General features: G+C 39.8%; 19 protein-coding genes. 3 read left to right on the top strand and 16 right to left on the bottom strand.

Annotated features, from left to right (window positions below; translation table 11 throughout):
* Nucleotides 1–127 precede the first annotated feature (127 nt).
* The 11 genes from spoVE to ACIQCE_RS02235 all read right to left on the bottom strand — a co-directional run bounded on the left by spoVE (nt 128) and on the right by ACIQCE_RS02235 (nt 14,177).
* Entirely contained in the window at nt 128–1,228 is a 1,101-nt protein-coding gene (spoVE, locus tag ACIQCE_RS02185) for a stage V sporulation protein E (protein ID WP_400493404.1), read from the bottom strand.
* A gap of 60 nt (nt 1,229–1,288) precedes the next feature.
* Nucleotides 1,289–2,635 (bottom strand): UDP-N-acetylmuramoyl-L-alanine--D-glutamate ligase, encoded by a 1,347-nt coding sequence (gene murD / locus ACIQCE_RS02190; RefSeq protein ID WP_400493821.1) that lies wholly within the window; start codon nt 2,633–2,635, stop codon nt 1,289–1,291.
* 9 nt (nt 2,636–2,644) lie between these two features.
* On the bottom strand, nt 2,645–3,619 hold the full coding sequence (mraY, locus tag ACIQCE_RS02195; protein WP_400493405.1) for a phospho-N-acetylmuramoyl-pentapeptide-transferase: 975 nt from the start codon (nt 3,617–3,619) through the stop codon (nt 2,645–2,647).
* 135 nt (nt 3,620–3,754) lie between these two features.
* Nucleotides 3,755–5,230 carry a UDP-N-acetylmuramoyl-L-alanyl-D-glutamate--2,6-diaminopimelate ligase gene (locus ACIQCE_RS02200; RefSeq protein ID WP_400493406.1) on the bottom strand — a complete coding sequence of 492 codons (1,476 nt, stop codon included), beginning with the start codon at nt 5,228–5,230 and terminating at the stop codon, nt 3,755–3,757.
* A 210-nt stretch (nt 5,231–5,440) separates the two neighbouring features.
* Nucleotides 5,441–7,360, bottom strand: a complete 1,920-nt coding sequence (locus ACIQCE_RS02205; protein ID WP_400493407.1) for a stage V sporulation protein D — start codon at nt 7,358–7,360, stop codon at nt 5,441–5,443.
* Between the two features lie 127 nt (nt 7,361–7,487).
* Nucleotides 7,488–9,641 (bottom strand): penicillin-binding protein, encoded by a 2,154-nt coding sequence (locus ACIQCE_RS02210; protein ID WP_400493822.1) that lies wholly within the window; start codon nt 9,639–9,641, stop codon nt 7,488–7,490.
* A 7-nt stretch (nt 9,642–9,648) separates the two neighbouring features.
* Nucleotides 9,649–9,996 carry a cell division protein FtsL gene (gene ftsL / locus ACIQCE_RS02215; protein ID WP_353855859.1) on the bottom strand — a complete coding sequence of 116 codons (348 nt, stop codon included), beginning with the start codon at nt 9,994–9,996 and terminating at the stop codon, nt 9,649–9,651.
* A gap of 36 nt (nt 9,997–10,032) precedes the next feature.
* Nucleotides 10,033–10,965, bottom strand: coding sequence for a 16S rRNA (cytosine(1402)-N(4))-methyltransferase RsmH (gene rsmH / locus ACIQCE_RS02220; RefSeq protein WP_400493408.1), 933 nt, complete (start codon nt 10,963–10,965; stop codon nt 10,033–10,035).
* 66 nt (nt 10,966–11,031) lie between these two features.
* Nucleotides 11,032–11,463 (bottom strand): division/cell wall cluster transcriptional repressor MraZ, encoded by a 432-nt coding sequence (gene mraZ, locus ACIQCE_RS02225; RefSeq protein WP_099680458.1) that lies wholly within the window; start codon nt 11,461–11,463, stop codon nt 11,032–11,034.
* Nucleotides 11,464–11,592: 129 nt separating this feature from the next.
* A complete protein-coding gene (gene bshC, locus ACIQCE_RS02230; RefSeq protein ID WP_400493409.1) occupies nt 11,593–13,212 on the bottom strand; it encodes a bacillithiol biosynthesis cysteine-adding enzyme BshC in 1,620 nt (539 codons plus the stop codon).
* 65 nt (nt 13,213–13,277) lie between these two features.
* The gene (locus ACIQCE_RS02235) at nt 13,278–14,177 is read right to left on the bottom strand and encodes a 2-dehydropantoate 2-reductase (RefSeq protein ID WP_400493410.1); all 900 of its coding nucleotides are present in this window, start codon (nt 14,175–14,177) and stop codon (nt 13,278–13,280) included.
* Nucleotides 14,178–14,388: 211 nt separating this feature from the next.
* Here ACIQCE_RS02235 and ACIQCE_RS02240 point away from each other — a divergent pair, with 211 nt between their 5' ends.
* The gene (locus ACIQCE_RS02240) at nt 14,389–14,868 is read left to right on the top strand and encodes an N-acetyltransferase (RefSeq protein WP_353856560.1); all 480 of its coding nucleotides are present in this window, start codon (nt 14,389–14,391) and stop codon (nt 14,866–14,868) included.
* A 47-nt stretch (nt 14,869–14,915) separates the two neighbouring features.
* Here ACIQCE_RS02240 and gerR read toward each other — a convergent pair whose 3' ends face one another.
* The 3 genes from gerR to ACIQCE_RS02255 form a co-directional block, all read right to left on the bottom strand.
* Complete coding sequence (gene gerR, locus ACIQCE_RS02245; RefSeq protein WP_400493411.1) at nt 14,916–15,455, bottom strand: sporulation-specific transcriptional regulator GerR; 540 nt, start codon at nt 15,453–15,455, stop codon at nt 14,916–14,918.
* A gap of 134 nt (nt 15,456–15,589) precedes the next feature.
* The gene (rpmF, locus tag ACIQCE_RS02250) at nt 15,590–15,763 is read right to left on the bottom strand and encodes a 50S ribosomal protein L32 (protein WP_353855865.1); all 174 of its coding nucleotides are present in this window, start codon (nt 15,761–15,763) and stop codon (nt 15,590–15,592) included.
* A 21-nt stretch (nt 15,764–15,784) separates the two neighbouring features.
* A complete protein-coding gene (locus tag ACIQCE_RS02255) occupies nt 15,785–16,303 on the bottom strand; it encodes a YceD family protein (RefSeq protein WP_400493413.1) in 519 nt (172 codons plus the stop codon).
* A 205-nt stretch (nt 16,304–16,508) separates the two neighbouring features.
* On the opposite strand from ACIQCE_RS02255, the gene ACIQCE_RS02260 reads away from it, so the two are divergent.
* Nucleotides 16,509–17,747, top strand: a complete 1,239-nt coding sequence (locus ACIQCE_RS02260; protein WP_400493414.1) for a nucleotidyltransferase — start codon at nt 16,509–16,511, stop codon at nt 17,745–17,747.
* Between the two features lie 213 nt (nt 17,748–17,960).
* On the opposite strand, the gene ACIQCE_RS02265 is transcribed toward ACIQCE_RS02260, so the two are convergent.
* Complete coding sequence (locus ACIQCE_RS02265; protein WP_353855867.1) at nt 17,961–18,986, bottom strand: SepM family pheromone-processing serine protease; 1,026 nt, start codon at nt 18,984–18,986, stop codon at nt 17,961–17,963.
* 4 nt (nt 18,987–18,990) lie between these two features.
* Nucleotides 18,991–19,770: a patatin-like phospholipase family protein gene (locus tag ACIQCE_RS02270; protein ID WP_400493415.1), complete on the bottom strand. Its 780-nt coding sequence runs from the start codon at nt 19,768–19,770 to the stop codon at nt 18,991–18,993.
* Nucleotides 19,771–19,916: 146 nt separating this feature from the next.
* Here ACIQCE_RS02270 and ylbJ point away from each other — a divergent pair, with 146 nt between their 5' ends.
* Nucleotides 19,917–21,125, top strand: coding sequence for a sporulation integral membrane protein YlbJ (gene ylbJ, locus ACIQCE_RS02275; protein WP_400493416.1), 1,209 nt, complete (start codon nt 19,917–19,919; stop codon nt 21,123–21,125).
* The last annotated feature ends 12 nt before the right edge of the window (nt 21,126–21,137 follow it).

Raw genomic sequence — 21,137 nt, forward strand, 5'->3', positions numbered from 1 at the left:
TTAAAACCTGTAATGAAGAGTCAAAATAAAGTATTTCGAATTAGAAATAGTGATTTTCACTCTTCAAATCATTTTTTTGTACTTTTGCAAAATGACAGTCAGCATGGTTTCATTAAGAAGCAGCCAATTAATATCTGGAGTACCGGCTCACATTCAGGAGTACACCAATTGCCATCAGCATTAATGTAAGTGATGAACCACCGTAACTTAGAAATGGTAGCGTGATGCCTGTCACAGGGATGAGTCCGGTGACGACGGCGATATTAATCATCACTTGAATTGCAACCATAGAAATAATGCCAACTGCTAAGAAACTTCCATATAAGTCTGGTGCACCAAGTGCAATTCGAATTCCTCTCCAAAGCAAAACGCTGAAGAGCAAAAGAATGAGTGATCCGCCTATAAAGCCGAGCTCTTCCGACAATATAGCAAAGATAAAGTCAGTTTGCGGCTCAGGTAAATAGAAGAATTTTTGTCTGCTTTGACCAAGACCCATTCCAAACAAGCCGCCTGGACCAACAGCATACAGAGATTGAATAATTTGAAACCCGCTGCCTAGTGGGTCTTCCCAAGGATTCAAATAAGAAGTGATTCGTTTTATTCGATACGGCGCTGATAAAACAAGAGCAGCAAATCCGCCAAGTCCTAAAAGACCGAGAAATATAAAGTGAGCAATTCTCGCACCTGAAACAAAAATCATAATAATACAGGTTCCAACCATGACTGTCCCAGTCCCTAAATCAGGCTGTAGCATAATGATCGCAAATGCTGCAAACACAATACCTAAAGCTGGCGCAAAACCTTTACGGAAAGAGGTGATATTTTTTTGTTTTTCAGATAAGAATTTCGCAAGAAACGCAATCATCGCAAGCTTCATAAATTCAGAGGGCTGAATACTAAACGCACCGACACCTATCCAGCTTCTTGATCCATTCCTTTCCATCCCGATACCAGGAATGAGTACAAGCAATAAGAGAAGAAAACACATAACGATCAATATCTTTGACCAAGTCCGCCATGTCCAATAATCCACTCGCATGATGAAAAACATCGCAATAACTCCGATTCCGGCAAACAAAAGCTGTCTTTTAGCAAAATAAAATGAATCATCAAATTTATATGATGCCCACACAGCACTTGCGCTGTACACCATAATTAAACCAATCGTCAATAAAAGTAACGTAATGACAACGAGCAAAAAATCCGGAGAAGTTTTTTTATTCGTCAAGAGACCGACACCCCAAGCATAATTTCATTTGGGCTGTCAGTCAATTTGAGAGACGAGCCCTTATTTAAGCATATGCACGGCGTTTACAAACATGTCTCCACGTTCTTCAAATGTTTTATGTTGATCCCAGCTTGCACAAGCCGGAGACAATAAAATCACATCTTCTTCTTCAGATATGTTAAACGCCGCAGGTACTGCTTGTTCAACATTATCGACATGTTTCACGTGATGTATTCCCAGCTCTTCACCTAGTTTGACAAACTTAGGCGCAGTCTGCCCGAATGTAATAATTCCTTTCACATTTTTCATAAATGGTTTTAGTTCATCAAATTCGTTTCCTCGATCTAATCCGCCCGCCAGTAAAATGATCGGCTGATCGAATGCAGACAATGCTTTACTTGTAGCAAGTATATTTGTCGCTTTACTATCGTTATAAAATTTTCTATTTTGGATTTCATCTACAAATTGCAAACGATGCTTAACACCGCCAAAAGTTGTTAAGACGCGGGCAATCGCTTCGTTTGAACAGCCAGCATTTTTCACAACACAAATGGCTGCCAGAATATTTTCCAAATTATGCTCACCAGGAAGTACAACCTCCTTCAGATCAATAACATGTTCATTCTTGTAGTAGATAGCGCCATTTTTTATAAACGCACCATGCTCTACTGGATCTTTTACTGAGAAATACACTTTTTTTGCCTTTGTACCTTCTGATAGTTTCACGACAGATGGATCATCTAGGTTAATAACAGCTATGTCATCTTCATGTTGATGAGCGTACACTTTCTGTTTCGCTTTTTCATATTCTTCGCGTGTGTGGTGATAGTCTAAATGGGCGTCAAAAATATTCAGAATTAAACTGATTTTTGGTCTGAATTGAACTGTTCCCATTAATTGAAAGGAAGAGAGCTCTGTCACAATCCATTCATCGCCAGTTGCATTGGCAGCTACTTCACTAGCAACCATTCCAATATTTCCTGCCACCAAAGTTTTTTGACTGTCTTTTTTAAGCATTTCGTAGATCAGTGTGGTGGTAGTGGTTTTTCCATTTGATCCGGTTATTCCAATGAAAGGAGATGACGTCAAATGATAGGCTAATTCTATTTCCGTCCAGACTGGAATTTGACGACGCAAGGCTTCTTGGACCATGACATTCTCATACCGAATTCCAGGATTTTTAATCAGAATCGTAATTTGTTTATCGTCGAATATACGAAGGGGATGACATCCACAAATGACATCAACCCCCTTTTCTGAGAGTAGCTTAGCAGGTTCATTTTCTTCAAATGGTTTTTGATCATTTACCGTTACGCTTACTCCATGTTCGTGAAGGATTGAGGCTGCCGCATATCCGCTTTTTGCAAGCCCTAGTACTAGTACATGTTCGTTTTTTAAAATATGCATCTTATTCAATTATAACCACACCTCGATGTAAATTCCTAAAACAGCAAGTAATAAACCTGCTGTCCAGAAGGTGACAACCACTCTCCACTCAGACCAGCCAACTAACTCATAGTGGTGGTGAAGCGGGCTCATCTTAAATATTCTTTTACCAGTTGTTTTGAAGGAGATCACTTGAAGAATAACAGATAATGTTTCAACAACAAACACTCCGCCGATAATCACTAGTAAAATTTCAAGCTTCGTTAAAATAGCAATTGTCACAATGGCTCCGCCTAAAGCAAGCGACCCTGTATCCCCCATAAATACTTTTGCAGGATGTGCATTAAATACAAGGAAACCAAGGACAGCACCAGCTACTGCTACAGAAAATATCGCAACATCATATTGAGATTGATTCCAAGCAAGTATTGCAAATGCGCCAAATGCAATGGCTGCTGTTCCTGATAAAAGACCATCAAGTCCATCTGTTAAGTTAACAGCATTAGAGCCGCCAACAAGCATGAAGATGACAAGGATAAAGTAAGCCCAGCCTAAATCAAAGCTTATATCCGTTCCAGGAATGCGAATGGTCGTTGCAAACTGATAATAATGGAACACTGCATAAAAAATCACAGCAATGACAATTTGACCAATCAATTTTTGTTTTGAAGTTAATCCAAGATTTCGTTTCATTGCTACTTTAATATAATCATCTAAAAATCCTAATAAACCGTAGCCCAGTGTGACGAATAAAAGTAAAAACATTTCCGGACTAATTTTAGAAAATTTGTTGATCATCACAATCGTTGTAATCGTAATAGAAAAGATAATCATAATGCCACCCATTGTCGGGGTGCCTGATTTCTTTTGGTGAGACTGCGGACCTTCTTCTCTAATGCTTTGACCAAATTTCAGCCTTCTTAAAAACGGAATAAAAATCGGGGATAAAAGAACACTGATTAAAAATCCCATTATGATTGTAAACAATATTACCTGTTCAAGCATCGTTCTTTACTCCTTCCGAATTTCCAAAGCCGTTTCCCATTAGAAAATAGCATTCATTATTATGATATTCATTCGTCTCTTTCATATGTTGTTTTTGCTCAAAATGCTTCATTTCATTACACTCTTTTCATCGTTTTAAGATTTGTTTAGATCTAAAATAGCGTCCGCCGCAACCTTTGCATCATCAAAGTCGAATACTTGATCTCCAATGATTTGGTACGTCTCGTGACCTTTTCCTGCAATTAACACTGTATCGCCTTTTTTCGCATTGGCAATTGCAAAGAAGATCGCTTGTTTACGATTCACAAAACTATGATAATATGCATCTGGCACACCATTTTCCATATCTCTTATAATAGAAGCCGGATCTTCACTTCTTGGATTGTCTGACGTAAATACGGGTTCATCTGCATATTCCACAGCGATTTTGGCCATTTGTGGACGCTTTGTTTTATCACGGTCACCACCGCATCCTACTACACAGAAAATTTTACCTTCTGTTAACTCTCTACATGTTGTTAGCACATTTTCCAAACTATCAGGAGTATGCGCATAATCAATGATCACTGGGAACTCTTGATCACAGTTCACAAGTTCAAATCTTCCTTTTACTCCTTGGAGTTCTTCAATTGCACTGACGATCGTATCAAACGACAAACCGGATACGACACCAACTGATACAGCTGCCAAAATGTTATACACATTGAACTTCCCAATTAGGGCAACCGTAACATTTTTTGTCCCAATCGGTGTAATCAAGTCAAACTGTGTTCCCTTAGGTCTGATTTGAATATTTTTTGCCATCACGTCTGCTTCTTGTTCTAGGCCATACGTCATAATTTCAGCAGCAGTGACTTTTTCAAAATAACTAGACGCTTCGTCATCTGCATTTAAAATGGCATGCTTCGGCTTCTCGTGTTGAAAAGTATTTCCGAGCTGGGAGAAAAGCAAACTTTTTGCATGTTTATATTCTTCCATTGTGTTGTGGTAGTCGAGGTGATCTTGCGTCAGGTTTGTAAAAACCGCAATATCATAATCACACCCATGAACCCGACCAAGATGTAATGCATGTGATGAGACTTCCATAATGGCGGTATCGACATCTTGATCAAGCATTCGTTTAAAGGTTTTCTGAAGTATGACGCTCTCTGGCGTTGTATTTTTAACTTCGAATTTTTCATCCATAATTTTCATATACATGGTACCAATCAAGCCTGTTTTCTTTTTGGCTTTTCTCATGATTTGTTCTACCATGTGTGTTGTCGAGGTTTTTCCATTTGTCCCAGTAATGCCTATTAGATTGAGTTTATGAGTCGGTTGACCATAAAACGCATCAGCAATTCTTGCAAGTGCTCTTTGAGAGTGTTTTACAATTATCACTGGTACATTCGTTATGTCAAGGTGATGTTCTGCCACAATGGCTGCAGCACCACTTTTCACAGCTTTTTCAGCATAATCATGTCCGTCTACTGTATACCCTTTTATACAGACAAAAAGACTCCCTTTTTTCACCTCTCTTGAATCCATTTCAATAGAAGTGATATCAGGATTTTCGTTTATCAATTCGTTGTTTTCACTTTTAAAGTATGTAAGGAGTTCTTGTAGTTTCATTTCATATCAAACCTCTCAAATTCGTTCAAGTACATGTCTTGTGAAAAAAACACACAGTCTATATTTTATCGTAAAAAAAAGGATACATCCAGCGTATTCCTTAAGTTTCTCTTGGAAAAAACACAATTTATGCTCTTTTTCTTAAACTGACCTTCTCTTTCAATAAAAAGAGGTAGCCAAATGGATGCGCTACCCTCTGTTCATTCTTGATTATTCATCATTTAAGTATAGTCTGATCGTGGACCCTTCTTTTACTTTTGTTCCGGCAGCAGGCGATTGTTTTACGACTTTACTGCCTTTACCTGAGGCATCAATCTTTAGGTTAATCAAGAGTGACTCAAGATCAGAAACAGATCCCCCTACAAGATTCGGTACCTCAATGGTTTTTGTGTCCAGCCATTGGTACTTCTTTTCAATTTGTCCTTTTCTTTTTTTCACACCAATCTCAGGCAGGCTGTCTCTCATAATGTGACCGACAATTGGTGCTGCAACTGTTCCACCGAATTGAATCGTACCTTTTGGGTTATCCACTGCAACATAAACAACGATGCTTGGGTCATCAGCAGGCGCAAAACCGATAAATGACACAATGTGGTTATTTTCCATGTACTTTCCGTCCTTTACCTTTTGCGCTGTCCCTGTTTTCCCGCCTACTCGGTATCCTTCAACAAATGCATTTCGTCCTGTTCCTTGAGCGACCACACTTTCAAGTGCATATCTTATTTCTTTGGACGTCTCAGTTGAAATCACTTTTTTCTTTGCAATTGGTGATTGCTTTTTGACCACCTCTTTTGTGATGGGGTCAATCCATTCCTTTGCAATATAAGGCGTGTAGAGCGTTCCGCCATTGACCGCTGCTGCCACTGCGGCCACTTGTTGAATCGGCGTAACTGATACACCTTGACCAAAGGCCGTCGTCGCCTGCTCAACAGGGCCTACACGATCAAGCGGGAAGAGGATGCCTCGTCCTTCTCCTTGAAGATCAATCCCTGTTTTCTGACCAAATCCGAAATTTTTAATATAAGAAAATAATTTATCTTTTCCAAGTCGATCACCTAACTCTACAAAACCGGGGTTACAGGAGTTTTGAACGACTTCTAAAAACGACTGTGATCCATGTCCTCCTTTTTTCCAGCATCTAAGCCTTGCTCCATCGACTGTCACAGATCCACTATCAAAGAAGTGGTCCCGCTTTAAATTCACTTTATTTTCTTCTAATGCCGCTGCTAGTGTAATGATTTTAAACGTAGATCCTGGCTCATATGTGCTCCAGACCGGTAAATTTCGGTTAAACACTTTGGGATCGACTGATTGATAGTCTGCTGGATTAAAATCAGGTCTGCTCGACATCCCTAACACTTCACCATTTTTTGGATTCAACGCAATGGCAATCATTCCATCTGGATTATATTTTGCCTGAGCATTGTCTAGTTCTCGTTCAATGATGGTCTGTACTTTCGAATCAACCGTTATTTTCATATCGAGTCCATCTTTAGGCGGTGTATAATCATCTGCTTCATCCGGCATTTTTTGCCCCTTTGCATCAGAATAGAATTTCACAGACCCTTTTTCTCCTTTTAGGTCATCATCATAGTAGGCTTCTAGCCCAAGTAAACCTTGATTGTCAATTCCAGCAAAGCCTAATACATGCGAGAGATAACTTCCAAACGGATAGTGTCTGATACTGTCCTCTGCCACATATACACCATCTAAATCTAGCTCTCTGACTTCTTTGGCTTTTTCATGAGATATTTTTCTACCCTCTGGAGAAATGCGCTCAATTGATGTTTTCTTTGTGATATGCTTGTACGCTTTTTCCTCAGACATATTCAGCACAGCTGCCAGTTTTTTGCTTGTTTCAGCTGGATTTTTAATTTGTCTTGGCACAACCAAAATAGATGGAGCACTTTTGTTTGTCGCCAGCTCCACTCCATTCCGGTCTAAAATATCTCCTCGTTCAGGTTCAAAAGGGAGGTTTCGACTCCACGAATCTTTTGCTAAACTTGTCAACTTTTCGCCCATGATAAACTGCACATATCCTAATCTAATATCTATGATGAAAAAAATGATCACCCCAAATAGCAACACAAAAAGCAATCGTTTTCTCACTGTTACACTTGACACTCGCACGCCCCGTTCACTCCTTACATATGGCTTGTTCTCATCATATGCATTCCATCCCTTGTGTAGAACGGTTGAAGCTTCCACTATGCAAAAATACAAAAAACCTAGCAAATTGTTTGCTAGGCTTTAAAATTTAACTTGGACTTTTAAATGTCACAGTGATGACATGATCATCAGAAATCTCTGTTCCACTTTTTACACTTTGCTTTACAGCATACCCCTGTCCATTTGTTTCAATATGCACACCTGAGATGGATGCATATTGCAGCACTTCTCTTCTGGACCAGCCTGTCATATCAGGCATTTTAATGGTTTTTCCAGCTGTTTTCAAAAAGACTTTCTGACTTTCAGAGTATTCAGATCCTGCATTCGGAAACTGACGTTTAATGGATAAGCCGTCGCCAATGACAACAGGCGTTAAATGTTTGTTTTTCGCTTCTGTTTCTGCCTGTTTCACTTCTAAATCCAGGAATGAAGGCATTGTTTCTTGTTTCACCTTTTGTTCGTCTGATTTCTTATCGTCTGTTTTCGTTGGGGCAATATTTAAATAAAGCAGACTGTTTTTCATCACAGGATTAAAAATTTGTGAAACTGGGGCAGATCCCGTTTCTGTTTCAGATAACTGTGGCTGCTGCACCGCAACATAAACAAGCAGTTTCGGATCATCTTTTGGGGCCATTCCCATAAACGAGAAGACGTAGTCGTTTCTTCCTTGAAGATAACCGCCTGCCCCACCAATTTGTCCTGTACCTGTTTTTCCAGCGACATCAAAGCCTTTGATTTGATATGGCTGTCCTGTACCGATTTTCGAGGACACGACTTCACCTAAAATGTCGCGTACTTTCTTGGCCGTATCAGATGAGATAGGCTTTCCAGCTACTGTCGGTTCATGCTGTAAAATCGTTTTGTTCGTGTTCGGATCTGTAATGTGATCAATCACATATGGCTTCATCATAGTTCCGTCGTTTGCGATCGCTGTTGCAGCTTCGATTTGCTGAATTGGTGTAATTGCTGAAGCTTGACCATAGGCGGTCGATGCTTTGTCATACTCGTATCTGTAGTTGATTTTACTTGATGCCTCGTTTGGTAAATCAATCCCTGTCTTATCATAAAAATGAAATTTTTGCAGGTATTGTTGGTATCTTGTGAATCCAAGCTTTTCCTTTGCTAGTTTTGCAAAAGCCACGTTTGAAGAGCGGAGAACTCCTTCATGAAAATCAATTTTCCCCCAGCCGTTACCACCATTATGGTCTCTCACAAGGCCACCGCCTACTTTATAAGTGCCTGATTGATACTTATCACTACCCTGATATACACCTTCTTGAATAGCTGCGGCCAATGTGAAGATTTTCATGGTTGAACCTGGTTCAAACGCATATGAAATGACATCATTATTATAATTCGTAATGTCTAGTTCATTTAAATTAAAGCTTGGTCTTTGTCCCATAGCTAAAACTTTTCCTGTTTTTGGATCAACTACTGTTGCAATAATTTTCTTCGGTTTATACTTTTTGGCGACCTGTGTCATACTTTCTTCAAGAAAAGCCTGAATTTTTTGATCGATGGTCAGCGTGACGTTTTTTCCATTTTTCGGGGCCACTATGTCTTCTTTACTATTCGGAAGTGCCCATCCACTTCTATCACTATTGTAGGTGACATAGCCGTCTTTTTCTTTTAAGTATTTATTCAGCGCCTTTTCTAGTCCCATCGCACCTGACATGTCCTTTGTTGCTTCATCTAATCTTGCATAACCGATTAAGTTAGATGCAAACATGCCGTTTGGATAATAACGCTTCGTGTCTTTCTCAAAGGCGATGCCTGGAAGCTTCAGCTTTTCTATTTTTTCCTTTGTTGAAAAGCTAATATCCTTTCCGGCTTTGCCAAACTCAACTTGGAATACATCTTTTGCATTCAGACGCTTTAAAATATCACTTTCACTCATATCAATATATTTTGACAGCTCTTTTGCCGTTTTCTCTTTATCGACTACATGCATCGGGTGCTTAGGATCGACAGTCATTTTCTTGCTCATAATTGCGATCAGCTTATAAACAGATGTATCTTCTGCAATCACATTCCCATTCCGATCTAGAATCGAGCCTCTTTTGGCTTCGAGCGTTTTCTTTGATTGATATTGTTCATTTGCTTTTGCAGCTAAAACTTGTCCATCAACCGTTCCCGTAATCTGAATATAAATAAAACGCATAAGGATGATAAAGAAAAACAGGGCGAAGCAAATACTCGCAATTGCCGCGCCTCTGTTCATCATTTTATTCTTTTTGGGCATCGCCATTTTAATCGACCTTCTTCACATCATTCGATATGTTTAAGCCTGCTTTTTTTGCGGCACTAATAATTCTTTCTGGTTCACTAAGCACATCTTTTTCTTTTTGAAGCTCTGTGATCTTTTTTGACTCTAAAGACACTTGCTGTTGTAGTTTCTGCACTTCAATGTTTGCTTGATATACGGCGAAAGCTTTAGAAATGATGAGAATGGAGCTACACATAAGACCCATGACAAACATGACAAGTAAGATCTTTTCACCAAGTGTAATCGAACCTCTTCTTCTAATGACGACAGATTGGCCTTGCTGCTCTGTTTGATATTGCTTTACTTCTCTTTGATAAGCCAAATTACTCATAAGAAACCTCCTTTTTATCATCATCTATGATGCTAATTACTTTTTTTCTGCAATTCGGAGCTTCGCTGAACGTGCACGGTTGTTATGTTCCAACTCTTGCTCTGATGCGACGATCGGTTTTCTTGTAATCAGCTTCAGTTTCGGTTCAAGCCCTTCTGGAATCACTGGCAGTCCGTGTGGAAGTTCTGGAAGAGATGACATCTCTTTAAATGTACTTTTACAAATCCGATCTTCTAGTGAATGGAATGTAATGACAGAGATTCTTCCCTTTGGATTGAGTAACTCTATTGCTTGTTCTAATGCTTCTTCAAATGCTTTAAGTTCATCATTTACAGCAATTCGGATCGCTTGAAACACTCTTTTGGCTGGATGTCCGCCAGTTCGTCTTGCAGGTGCCGGAATTCCTTCTTTGATAATGTCTACGAGTTGACCCGTTGTTTCAATTGGCGCTTTATTCCTAGCTTCTTCAATCTTACGAGCGATTTGCTTGCTGAATTTTTCTTCCCCATATTTGTAGAAAATCCGAACCAGATCTTCAAATGACCATTCATTCACCACTTGTTTCGCTGACAATGTGGCTGATTGATCCATTCGCATATCAAGAGGTGCATCATGATGATAACTAAAGCCTCTTTCTGGTGTATCAAGCTGAGGGGATGAAACCCCAAGATCAAAAATTACACCATCTACACTTGTAATGCCTAGTTCATTCAGACGTTCTTTTAAATATCGGAAGTTGCTTTTTATAAAAAGAATTCTCGCTTTAGTATCTGCGAGCTTCTTTCGTGCATGATCCAGTGCAGCATCGTCTTGATCAAATCCAATTAATGTACCTTCTTCTGATAAATGAGATAGTAAATATGCGCTATGACCTGCGCCGCCTAGCGTGCAGTCCACATATGTACCGTCTTCTTTGACGTTTAAACCGTCAACTGTTTCTTTTAATAATACTGTCTCATGTTGAAACATGATGTCATGGTCCCACCTTTTTCAAATAGAAATGAATGTGTAGAAAGCTTGCTGCACAAGGGATTATTATATATCAAATCCAATCATGTTTTCAGCAATTTCAGCAAATGAATCTTCTTGCTCTTCTGTATATTGTTCCCAGATTGACTTACTCCACAACTCAATTCGATTTGAAACGCCGATGACCACACATTCTTTTTCGAGTTTTGCATATTGGAGTAGGTTTGATGCGATGTTAATGCGCCCCTGCTTGTCCAGCTCGCATTCGACTGCGCCAGAAAAGAAAAATCGGGTAAACGCACGGGCATCTTTTTTCGTTAGCGGAAGTGCTTTTAGTTTCTCTTCGATTAGTTTCCACTCACTCATAGGGTAGCCAAATAAACATTGATCAAGCCCTCTCGTCAGCACAAACTGTTCTCCGAGACCGTCTCTAAATTTTGCAGGGATGATCATGCGCCCTTTTGTATCAATCGTATGTTGGTATTCACCCATGAACATGATATATCAGAGCCCCACTTTCTCTCCCTTACTCACCACTATCCACCACTTCTCTCCACAAAACTTATTTTACACTGTTTCTACATAAAAAAAAACCCTGAACTAGTCAGGGTTCATGAAAACTTTATTTCAAAGTTTGACAATTTGTTGCTTGTTTTGGAATGAAAATGGCAGATTTTTAAATGTTTTGAAGAATTCTGGACCATATTTGTTCAAAAAGTACATGATATTCCAAATTCTTTCTTGTGGTGCTTCAAGAGGTTTTAAACTATTTTCAATTCGTTCATAGTCACGAAGAATATACCCTTCCTTTTCTTTAACACGCTGAGCAACCTTTTGATAGACAAATTGGATTTGATCTTCAATAAATTTGGCATTTTTATCAAGAAGCTGTTCAAAGCTCGGTTCAATTTGCAACGCTTCTCGTCTAACCGTCTGATGAACGTTCTCTAATTCACGTTTGGCTGTTTGAATGGCTTGAACGAAGCTATCTGGAAGGCTTTGCTTGAAGTGGGCTTCCTTCTTTTCTTTTACCCCTTTTGTTAAAACTTCTTCTACCGACATTCCTCTCAAAGGAAGCCTCTTGTCAATATGTCTTTCAAGAATGGTCACATGTAATCTTGGAACGACTGGTGCCATCTTTAATTGAAAGTACTCAAAAATCCCTTTCAACTCAGCCCAATAATTGATTTCACCGTGTCCTGCCATGAAAGCTAGCGTTGGAAGAAGTGTTTCCTGCATTACAGGGCGAGTCACTACATTGTTGCTAAAACGCTCTGGGTGCTCTTCTACTTCTTTAAGAAGCTCTTCTTTTGTCCAAGTAAGCCCAACTTCTGATATAGAAAATTGGTCTTGATCTTTTTCAATGAGGAAACGCTCCTCGTCATATTCATAAAACAAATTCGCCTGATGTGCACCGGCTTCGATAATAGGCTGATACCCTGCTCTCTTCATGGCACCCTGCGTTTCATTCAAACGCCTTGTGATCATTTCATTTGATTCGACTATTTGTTTGAATAACGTGCGCTCAAGTTGTTTTACGCCTAAGTCTCCTGAATTAAAAAGCAGCAATCCATCTTCTTCAAAAAGATCGCAGACAATCCATTCAAAGAAATCAGTAATTGTTTGTGATTTGCGTAAACATCGAAGAAGCTGATCAAGTAATTCATTTGTATAGGCTGATTCTTCATAGGTTGAAAAAACACCTCGCAACCACTTCTCGGTCTTCTCTTGATGTAAAGGTGTTCTTTTCGCTGCAGCTTTTTTTATACTATGTAAAGGTAGCTTTTGTTTGACCGGACCTTCTTCACCAGACGTGTACACAAAATGAATCTCATCTATATCATGATCTTCCCCTGCTACCCAAAATACTGGAATCACAGGAACACCAAGCTCTGACTCTTTTTCTTTCGCAAATTGGATAATTGATATGATTTTATGTATGGTATAAAGTGGTCCTGTTAAAAGACCTGCTTGCTGCCCTCCAACAACCATGACACTCCGTTCGTCACGAATTTTTTCAATATTCCGCTGCATTGCTACAGATTCAAACTTTGCGTGATATGCGCTCATATAATCCGCTAAAGCTTCACGAGGAAAACTTCTTTGGATGAGATCGTCGTATCTTTTTTTCCATGTGTGCTCAGAATGGATATCATAATCAAAAAAAGCAGTCATCTCTTTTTTTTCTTCTATATAATCACGTATGAATAAATTCTGACTTCGGATGGAAAGTTCAGTCAATTGCATGTTTTAGAACTTCCTTTCTTCAATAAGTAGTTAGTTTCCCGAAAAAGTATAGCACGTAAATGAGCTCACTCAAAAGATTTTGTTTGCTTTTTTTCCAATACTTCCAAGCTTCTATTGAAAAAAGTAAGATACGGTGCATGAATCGCTTGGGTTTGAGCTTTTGTTAAAAGATAGCCGACAATGGCTTTTCTTTCCGTTTGACGGCCTTTGACGATATCTTGAAGCATTGAAGATTGGTTGTCAGCCGTTTTATGGCAAATGGAGACGACGTGCGCCCAAAGCCGTTCCTTTTCGGACATTTGCAAGATGGATACCGACTCATCAAATGCGCATTTCATCATGTGTTCATATGATGGGTTTGAAATAAGCTCGCCATTTTTCACATGTAATAAAGCCGTCAGCGGATTAATACAGACATTGACAAGCAACTTTTCCTCAAGCACCTTTTTCCATTCAGTTGTGAATACCATCTTAAAATCATCGGATGCCCCATCAAGCTCATGGCTGAATTCTGCTGACGCCTCATGATGGAATGCCCCCCACTTTATCAACCCAATTCCTGTATGTATAACTTCATGGTCTGTCATCTTCATTGCACCGTGCTCAACAACACCTACATATAACTGATGAGCTGTTTTCCATTTCGATAAATCCAGTAGATGGGCCATCCCATTTTGTAAAAACAAAATCCGCTGACGAGGTAAAGTAGACAGTTCATCGAGCACATCTTGGAGCTGATGATATTTCACCGTAACAATCAGCAAATCATACGTTCCTTTCAGCCCTGTTTGAGCATCGACAACTGCGCGAAAAGTCTGTCCTCTTACTGTCAATTCAATTCCCGAGGCTCTCATTTCTTCTGCCTGTTCCTTCCTTCTTGTAAATATGGTGATTTCATGATGCTTTGACAAATAGCTTGCACACAGCATACCAATAGCACCACCGCCAATGATTCCGATTTTCAAATGCCGCACTTCCCTTTTATATATTTACTGCATCATATCAAATATTTTACCAGTTTCATGTCATGATGCAAAAAGCAGATAAAATGCAATGATTTGAATTTTTTAAATTAAAAAACTATAATAATAAGTGTAATAATTTTTTAGGTGGATGGGATGAAAACGTCTTCATTGACAAAACTGTCGACATTATGTGTGTAAGGGGGATGATATGATGACACAGGTAAAACGTCTTCTGATTAACTACAAAACATTAGAGGAATTTAAACAATTTAAAGAATATGGCATTCAAGAGCTTTCAATGCTTGAAGACCTTGAAAGTAATATGATTGAAAATGACAGCAACTCTCCATTTTATGGGATTTATTTTGGAGATAAGCTTGTCGCACGTATGAGCTTATATCAAGTTGATGGTTCAACGACTACTTATTTTGATCACAACCAAGATTATTTAGAGCTTTGGAAGCTAGAAGTCCTTCCAGGATATCAGCGAAAAGGATATGGTGAAGCACTCGTTGAATTTGCAAAATCTTTCGGACTACCGATCCGTACAAATCCTCGTGTCAAATCCGCTGGCTTTTGGGAAAAAATGGGCTTCAAAGCAGTTAAATATGATATGGAACGCGATAAAGGTGAAAATCCACTTATTTGGGAACCAGCACATATGAAAGAGAATACAGGCGAATCAGCTTAACGGTTGATCAAAAAACGCCCCTCCTTTGTTTGGCGAGGGGCGTTTTGTCATTTTGCGTAATCTTTTAAGTTAATATTCTGCTTGACTCTTTCTACAATACCAATCAAAGCTCTATAATCTTCTTCTGTCATTTTTAATTGACGCTTCAAGTGTTCATTTTCTTCTGTGAGCGTCTTTAACTGATGATGCGCATCTTTTAACTCTTCACGCAAATGATTCGGACCAGATGGATCTTTCTCAAGCTGTTCTAAAAATTGAATGACTTCCCGAAGTGTCAGTTGATTGCCAGTTGAAGATTTCTCCTCCACTTTTGTCAGGGCTTGTTGCGGCATACCTGATGAATGGATGCCGATTTTTTTACGTAGTTCTTTCCGCTGTTTTTTCGCCAGCTCGATTCCTGCTTGATACTGTTTTCTCACATAAGAATTCCACCTGAACCCACATGCTGCAGCAGTTCTTGACAGCGCCTTACCAACCTCCTCAAATGCGGAAAGCTGGGTGCCTCCTTCTCGAATATGTCTTAAGACGACCTCTGCTAAAAGCAAATCTTCATCTTGTGTCCAAGCATCCTGCCTTGTAATCGTCAATTGATCATCCCCCCTGAATCTGAATACCACATCATATGCGCTTACTAGAGTAGATAGACTATTTGCAGGAGAGAAACCTAAAAAATAGACAAATAAAAAAACGCAAGGAATGATTCCCTCACGTTTTTTATTGATTACTTGCTTTTTACGTCTTTGCCTTTGTATGTTCCGCAAGATTTGCAGACACGATGAGAAATTTTCATTTCACCGCATTCTGGGCAAGCTACCATACCAGGTACTTGTAGTTTAAAGTGCGTACGACGCAATCTTTTTTTCATTTTAGAAGTTCTTCTAAAAGGTACAGCCATTATTCCCACCTCCTTAAAGAGTTAAGATTCATTCTTTTCTTCTAAGAGCTTCTTCAAACCTTCTAGACGCGGATCAATTCGGTTTTGGTGTGCATCCTCCGAAATGACCGCCCAGTCACTACCTTCTTGTGGTGCAGCACCTTTTACGTCAGCTCTGTCGCAAAAGATTTGCATCGGCACTTCAAGAAGAATTTCTTCTTTGACAATAGGCGTTAAGTCAATGATATCGTCTTTTACAATCTGGACGTCTTCATCTTCTATATCGTCTGTCTTATGAAGTACAAACAGTTCTTTTGTTGAAATCGCAAATGGATAATTGACATCAACGAGCGTTCGTGAACAAGGCAATGTCATTTCACCTGTGATGGTTAAGTCAAATGCGACTTGCTTTGATTCGATAACACCTGTCCCTTTCACCTGTACTGGTGAAATGCGACGTATATCTGAATGGAGGCTAGTCAGTTCATTTAAATCAACCGTCTCATGAAAATCGAAGCTGTTTTGAGCTTTTTGATGTAACTGATAAACTGTCCATTTCAATTGGATCACCTCTAAGAGCAACAAACATGATTATAGCTTTCATCATCCTATTTGTCAATATTTTTTCTTTACAGTCCTCTGTGATCAATCAAGGGCGTTTGACATCAGTTCTTCTAATCACTACACTGAAAAAAATGGCTTCATTTTTCTCTTATGCTACTTTAGCATAGACCATTTAACCATAGCAAGAAAGGCGGAACTTCTATTGAATGCAGTGGGAGTAGTTGTAGAGTACAACCCTTTTCATAATGGACATGCCTATCATGTGCGCCAGGCGAAAAAGCAAACCGCCTCAGATGTTGCAATTGCCGTCATGAGCGGCTCTTTTCTCCAGCGCGGGGAGCCTGCGATTATCTCGAAATGGGCACGTACAAAGATGGCTCTACAAAACGGTGTAGACATTGTTTGTGAGCTTCCATACATATACGCTGTGCAAAAAGCAGAAACCTTCGCAAATGGTGCTGTGTCCATTTTAGATGCTTTAAAATGCGATTCCCTTTTTTTCGGAAGTGAAGATGGAGACATTACGGTATTTCATCGCACAGCGTATGCTTGGCATCAGAAAAAAACAGAGATTGATTTTTTGACAAAAGAGAAAGTAAAACAAGGGCTTAGTTATCCGGCAGCAGCAGCCTCTGCGTTTCAAGAAGCCGTTTCCTCCGAGAAGCTACTTGATTTGTCAAAACCAAATAACATCTTAGGTTTCCATTATGTAAAGGCCATCATGGAGAGATTATCAAGTATTCAGCCCTTTACTTCTAAAAGAGTGGCTTCTGAGTATCATGATGAACAACTTCCTGAAAATCAGAAGATAGCTAGCGCAACAAGTATTCGAAAAGCCTTAAAAGAGCACGGCTCATTTGAAGCGGTCACACCATACCTCCCAAGTACTACGCTAAAGCAATTACAATCCTATCAATCATCTTACGGTCTTCTACATGAACAAGAGGCGTATTTCAGTTTTTTGAAACACGCCTTTCATACGATGGATACGGCTGAATTACAAGAAATATATGAAATCGAAGAAGGCATTGAATACCGCATGCAAAAGGCTATTAAACACGCATCATCCTACGAGCAATACCTATCACTGCTGAAAACGAAACGATATACATGGACAAGGTTACAGCGAATGAATACACACATTTTGATGAGGGTGAAAAAAAAGGCAATGCATGAGCTGCTTGAAGAAAAGGAAGCACCCTACATCCGTTTACTCGGTATGTCGAGGAAAGGTCAGCAGTATCTGTCTCTTGTCAAAAAAGAGCTGGACGTCCCGCTCGTTAGTAAACTTTCTTCCTTTTCACATCCAGCCCTCGATCTCGATATTCGCGCTTTTCGAGTCTTTAGTCTCCCCATTTGCGAACCAATGCAAACAAGCTTGACAGAAGCGGAATTTAAAACTTCACCGATTCGATATGATGAAGATAGCGGGCTATTTTGATCTCAATAAAAAAGCACTGCTCCAGATAAAGTAATCCCCTAAATATAGACACAGGTTGTTATTAGACAATTTTTAAGGCACAAGACCAGTATTGAACTGGACTTGTGCCTTTTCGTTTTGCCTTTATTCGTTTTTGAAAAGAAAAGCACCTCCAAACTTTGGACAATTCTCTATTCATTTGGGGTGTTCTTCACAGACAGGTCGCTCTTTTGGTTATTTTTTATCTTTTAATTTGTTTAAATAATTCAAAGCGTCTTGCATCGTATCAACTGGAACAATCTTCATATCGCTGTTAATGTCTTTGGCTGTCTTGAGCGCATTCTGATAGTCTGAGTGAGGATTACCTTTGTCATTGGGTGCAAAGAAAATGTCTTTACCTGCTTTATCTGCTGCAACAACCTTTTGATCAATTCCACCAATTGGCCCAACAGTTCCATCAGCGTCAATTGTTCCTGTACCTGCAATCGCATAGCCGTGTGTTTCATCTTCTTTTGTCAACTGATTATAAATTTCAAGTGACATCATGAGTCCTGCTGACGGACCGCCGATATTTTCAATATCAACTTTAATAGCAGGTGACACTTTCACATTGCGGTCCGTAAACAATGACACACCAATCCCCACTCGCTTTGGCTCTTCTTTAAACGGTTTTAATGTGATTTGTTCTGTGATCTCTTTTCCATTACGTTCAAGCACAAATCGAACGGATTTCCCTGCTTTTTGGCTGCTAATATAAGAAACCATTTTATCAGCAGAGTCATATGTCTTGCCATCTACACTTTTAATTCGATCGCCGACTTCTATTTTGCCGTAAGCGGGCATGCCTTTCATCACGTAGCTTGCATATACCCCATTAAAGGTATAGTCCACTTTTTTCCCTGCTTTATGATAGGCAGCAATCATGGCATTTTCTTGAGAGCTTTTCATGAGCTGGAGTTGTCTTTTCATATAATCTTCATCCGATTCTCCGTCTGCTTTAATATTTTCTTCCGGTACGATTTCATCATACTTATTCATTTTTGCTAGCAGATACGTATACGGATTAGCTGGACCCACTTTGATGGTCATCAGAGAGAAGCTACCCTTCTCACTATATCCTCCATCCACTTGGATATGTGGAGCAATCTCGGTTGCATCACCTGGCTTTGTCACGTAATAAGGAAGTTTGACAAAGGTTAAGCCAAATAACAGAAGTATGACCACAAAAAAGCTAAGCCAGCGGATATTCATTTTTTTCATTCGATTAACACTCCCATTTATCTATTACATCTTTGAGTTGGTTCTTGAGTTGATCTGCAGCCTGTTCGCCTGCTTCAATGATCTCCTGAATCTGCGTAAACGCACTAGAACTAAATGTTTCAAGCTTCGGCCGAATCATGAGATCTACATCAATGGTTTGATGACGAACTAATTCATTTTGAAGTATGTCCAAACTTTGCATAATCACATCCGATAATCTCGTCGCCTTTTCTGTTTTTTTCACCCTTGATACATCAGAAGCGATAATGAGGTCTGCCCCCATTTCTTTTAAAACAGAGACAGGGATTCGGTCGACAACTGCTCCATCTACCAATTGTCTGTCGCCGATTTCGTGCGGAACAAACACACCAGGAATGCTAATGCTCGCTCTGACTGCTTGTGAGACAGAGCCTTTTTTGAACACAACCTTCTCTCCCGTCTGTAAGTCACAAGCAACAATCGCAAGAGGTATTTTTAGCTCCTCGATTTTTTTCCCATATGTAAACGTGTGGATCATCTGCAAAATTCGATTTCCTTTTAAAAGACCGATTTTTGGCAGTGTATAGTCAGCATAATACTTTCTTCTGAAGACAAGTGCAAGTTTTTTCATTTTTTCTATGTCTTGTCCTGCTGCATAAAAGCTACCGACAAGTGCACCAATACTGCTTCCAGCGATCATATCAATTGGAATCCCTTGTTTCTCAAGACTAGATAAAACACCGATATGCGCTATTCCTCTTGCCCCGCCAGAACCTAGCGCAAGTCCGATCATTGGTCGCTTCATAAACCCATCCTCCTCTTTCTATGCATATATACGAATCTATAGGTCTAAACATGCCCCTCATGCTCGTATAGTAATAGAAGACAGGCTCGGCCAGTTTCTTCACGAGCTCGCCAATACGAATCATAACGGCAAGGGGCGAAACCTTCATGAAAAAATGGAACACTCTGTTCATCGCTGCTTTTTTTATCTTTTTAACAGCCACTGTGATTACACATCCACAAGCCTCTTTGCAAGCGTCTAAAAATGGACTTGCAATGTGGTGGGAAGTTGTTTTTCCATCATTACTTCCTTTTTTTATTTTGTCCGAGCTATTAATTAGTTTCGGGATTGTCAGATTTGTCGGGGTTTTATTAGAGCCGTTTATGCGTCCAATCTTTAGAGTGCCTGGTGTTGGCGGTTTTGTATTAGCAATGGGAATGGCCTCCGGATTCCCATCTGGTGCTAAATTGACGACAAGGCTTAGACAAGAAGGGCAACTGACAAGAATCGAAGCAGAACGTCTCGTTTCTTTTACAAATTCTTCTAATCCTTTGTTTATTTTCGGAGCGGTTGCTGTTGGTTTTTTTCATTCTGCAACTTTAGGTATTGTCTTAGCCTGTGCGCATTATTTAGGTAATTTAGCTGTCGGCGTGACCATGCGCGGATACAAAGCACGACATGATGCGCATTTGAGAAGCCGGAAAGGATTTTCAATTCCACCGTTTAATGAAGCATTCAGCGCCCTTCATGCGGCTAGGCTGGCAGAAAAAAGACCGCTTGGGCAAATATTAAGTGATGCTGTGATGTCATCTGTTCAAACACTCTTTATGATTGGCGGCTTTATTATATTATTTTCTGTGTTTAGCCGAATGCTTTCAGTCGTTCATGTGACAGATCTTCTCTCAATAGGTGTCGGGTATTTGCTACAAACGCTGCATCTTCCACCAGAATTAGATTTAGCGATGATTGCCGGTTTATTTGAAATCACTTTAGGGAGCCAACTAACTGGTTCACAAGATGTCACACTTCTTGCAAAAACAATCGTCGTCAGCTTTATTTTGGGATTCAGCGGACTCTCAGTTCAAGCACAGGTAGCGGGCATTCTTGCAGCAACAGATATTCGCTTTAAACCGTTTTTTTTCGCCCGTGTTTTACACGGGATATATGCAGCACTCTTTGCCTTCGTTTTATTTAAGCCTCTTTATGTATCACGATCAGACATTGCCCTCCCAGCAGGCACCTTTGAAACCAGCAATCATCTCTTGATGTTCAGTAGCGTTCTTTGGAACCAGCTTGTTGCCGCTGGTCCCCTGATCACCTTATGCAGCTTGATCGTGTATATTGCCCTATACTATCAGAAACAAAAAAATGGATGAGTGCCACATGCA

Source organism: Bacillus sp. NPDC093026 (genome assembly GCF_044754665.1).
GTDB classification, from domain to species: domain Bacteria; phylum Bacillota; class Bacilli; order Bacillales; family Bacillaceae; genus Bacillus; species Bacillus maqinnsis.

What these genes read in the sequence shown, in the direction of transcription:
- bshC (WP_400493409.1), bottom strand. Translation starts at nt 13,212, where the DNA reads ATGCAATTGACTGAACTTTCCATCCGAAGTCAGAATTTATTCATACGT.
- mraY (WP_400493405.1), bottom strand. Translation starts at nt 3,619, where the DNA reads ATGCTTGAACAGGTAATATTGTTTACAATCATAATGGGATTTTTAATC.
- mraZ (WP_099680458.1), bottom strand. Translation starts at nt 11,463, where the DNA reads ATGTTCATGGGTGAATACCAACATACGATTGATACAAAAGGGCGCATG.
- ylbJ (WP_400493416.1), top strand. Translation starts at nt 19,917, where the DNA reads ATGAAAAAATGGAACACTCTGTTCATCGCTGCTTTTTTTATCTTTTTA.
- rsmH (WP_400493408.1), bottom strand. Translation starts at nt 10,965, where the DNA reads ATGTTTCAACATGAGACAGTATTATTAAAAGAAACAGTTGACGGTTTA.
- ACIQCE_RS02200 (WP_400493406.1), bottom strand. Translation starts at nt 5,230, where the DNA reads ATGAAACTACAAGAACTCCTTACATACTTTAAAAGTGAAAACAACGAA.
- ACIQCE_RS02265 (WP_353855867.1), bottom strand. Translation starts at nt 18,986, where the DNA reads ATGAAAAAAATGAATATCCGCTGGCTTAGCTTTTTTGTGGTCATACTT.
- murD (WP_400493821.1), bottom strand. Translation starts at nt 2,635, where the DNA reads ATGCATATTTTAAAAAACGAACATGTACTAGTACTAGGGCTTGCAAAA.
- rpmF (WP_353855865.1), bottom strand. Translation starts at nt 15,763, where the DNA reads ATGGCTGTACCTTTTAGAAGAACTTCTAAAATGAAAAAAAGATTGCGT.
- ftsL (WP_353855859.1), bottom strand. Translation starts at nt 9,996, where the DNA reads ATGAGTAATTTGGCTTATCAAAGAGAAGTAAAGCAATATCAAACAGAG.
- ACIQCE_RS02270 (WP_400493415.1), bottom strand. Translation starts at nt 19,770, where the DNA reads ATGAAGCGACCAATGATCGGACTTGCGCTAGGTTCTGGCGGGGCAAGA.
- ACIQCE_RS02210 (WP_400493822.1), bottom strand. Translation starts at nt 9,641, where the DNA reads ATGCCCAAAAAGAATAAAATGATGAACAGAGGCGCGGCAATTGCGAGT.
- ACIQCE_RS02240 (WP_353856560.1), top strand. Translation starts at nt 14,389, where the DNA reads ATGACACAGGTAAAACGTCTTCTGATTAACTACAAAACATTAGAGGAA.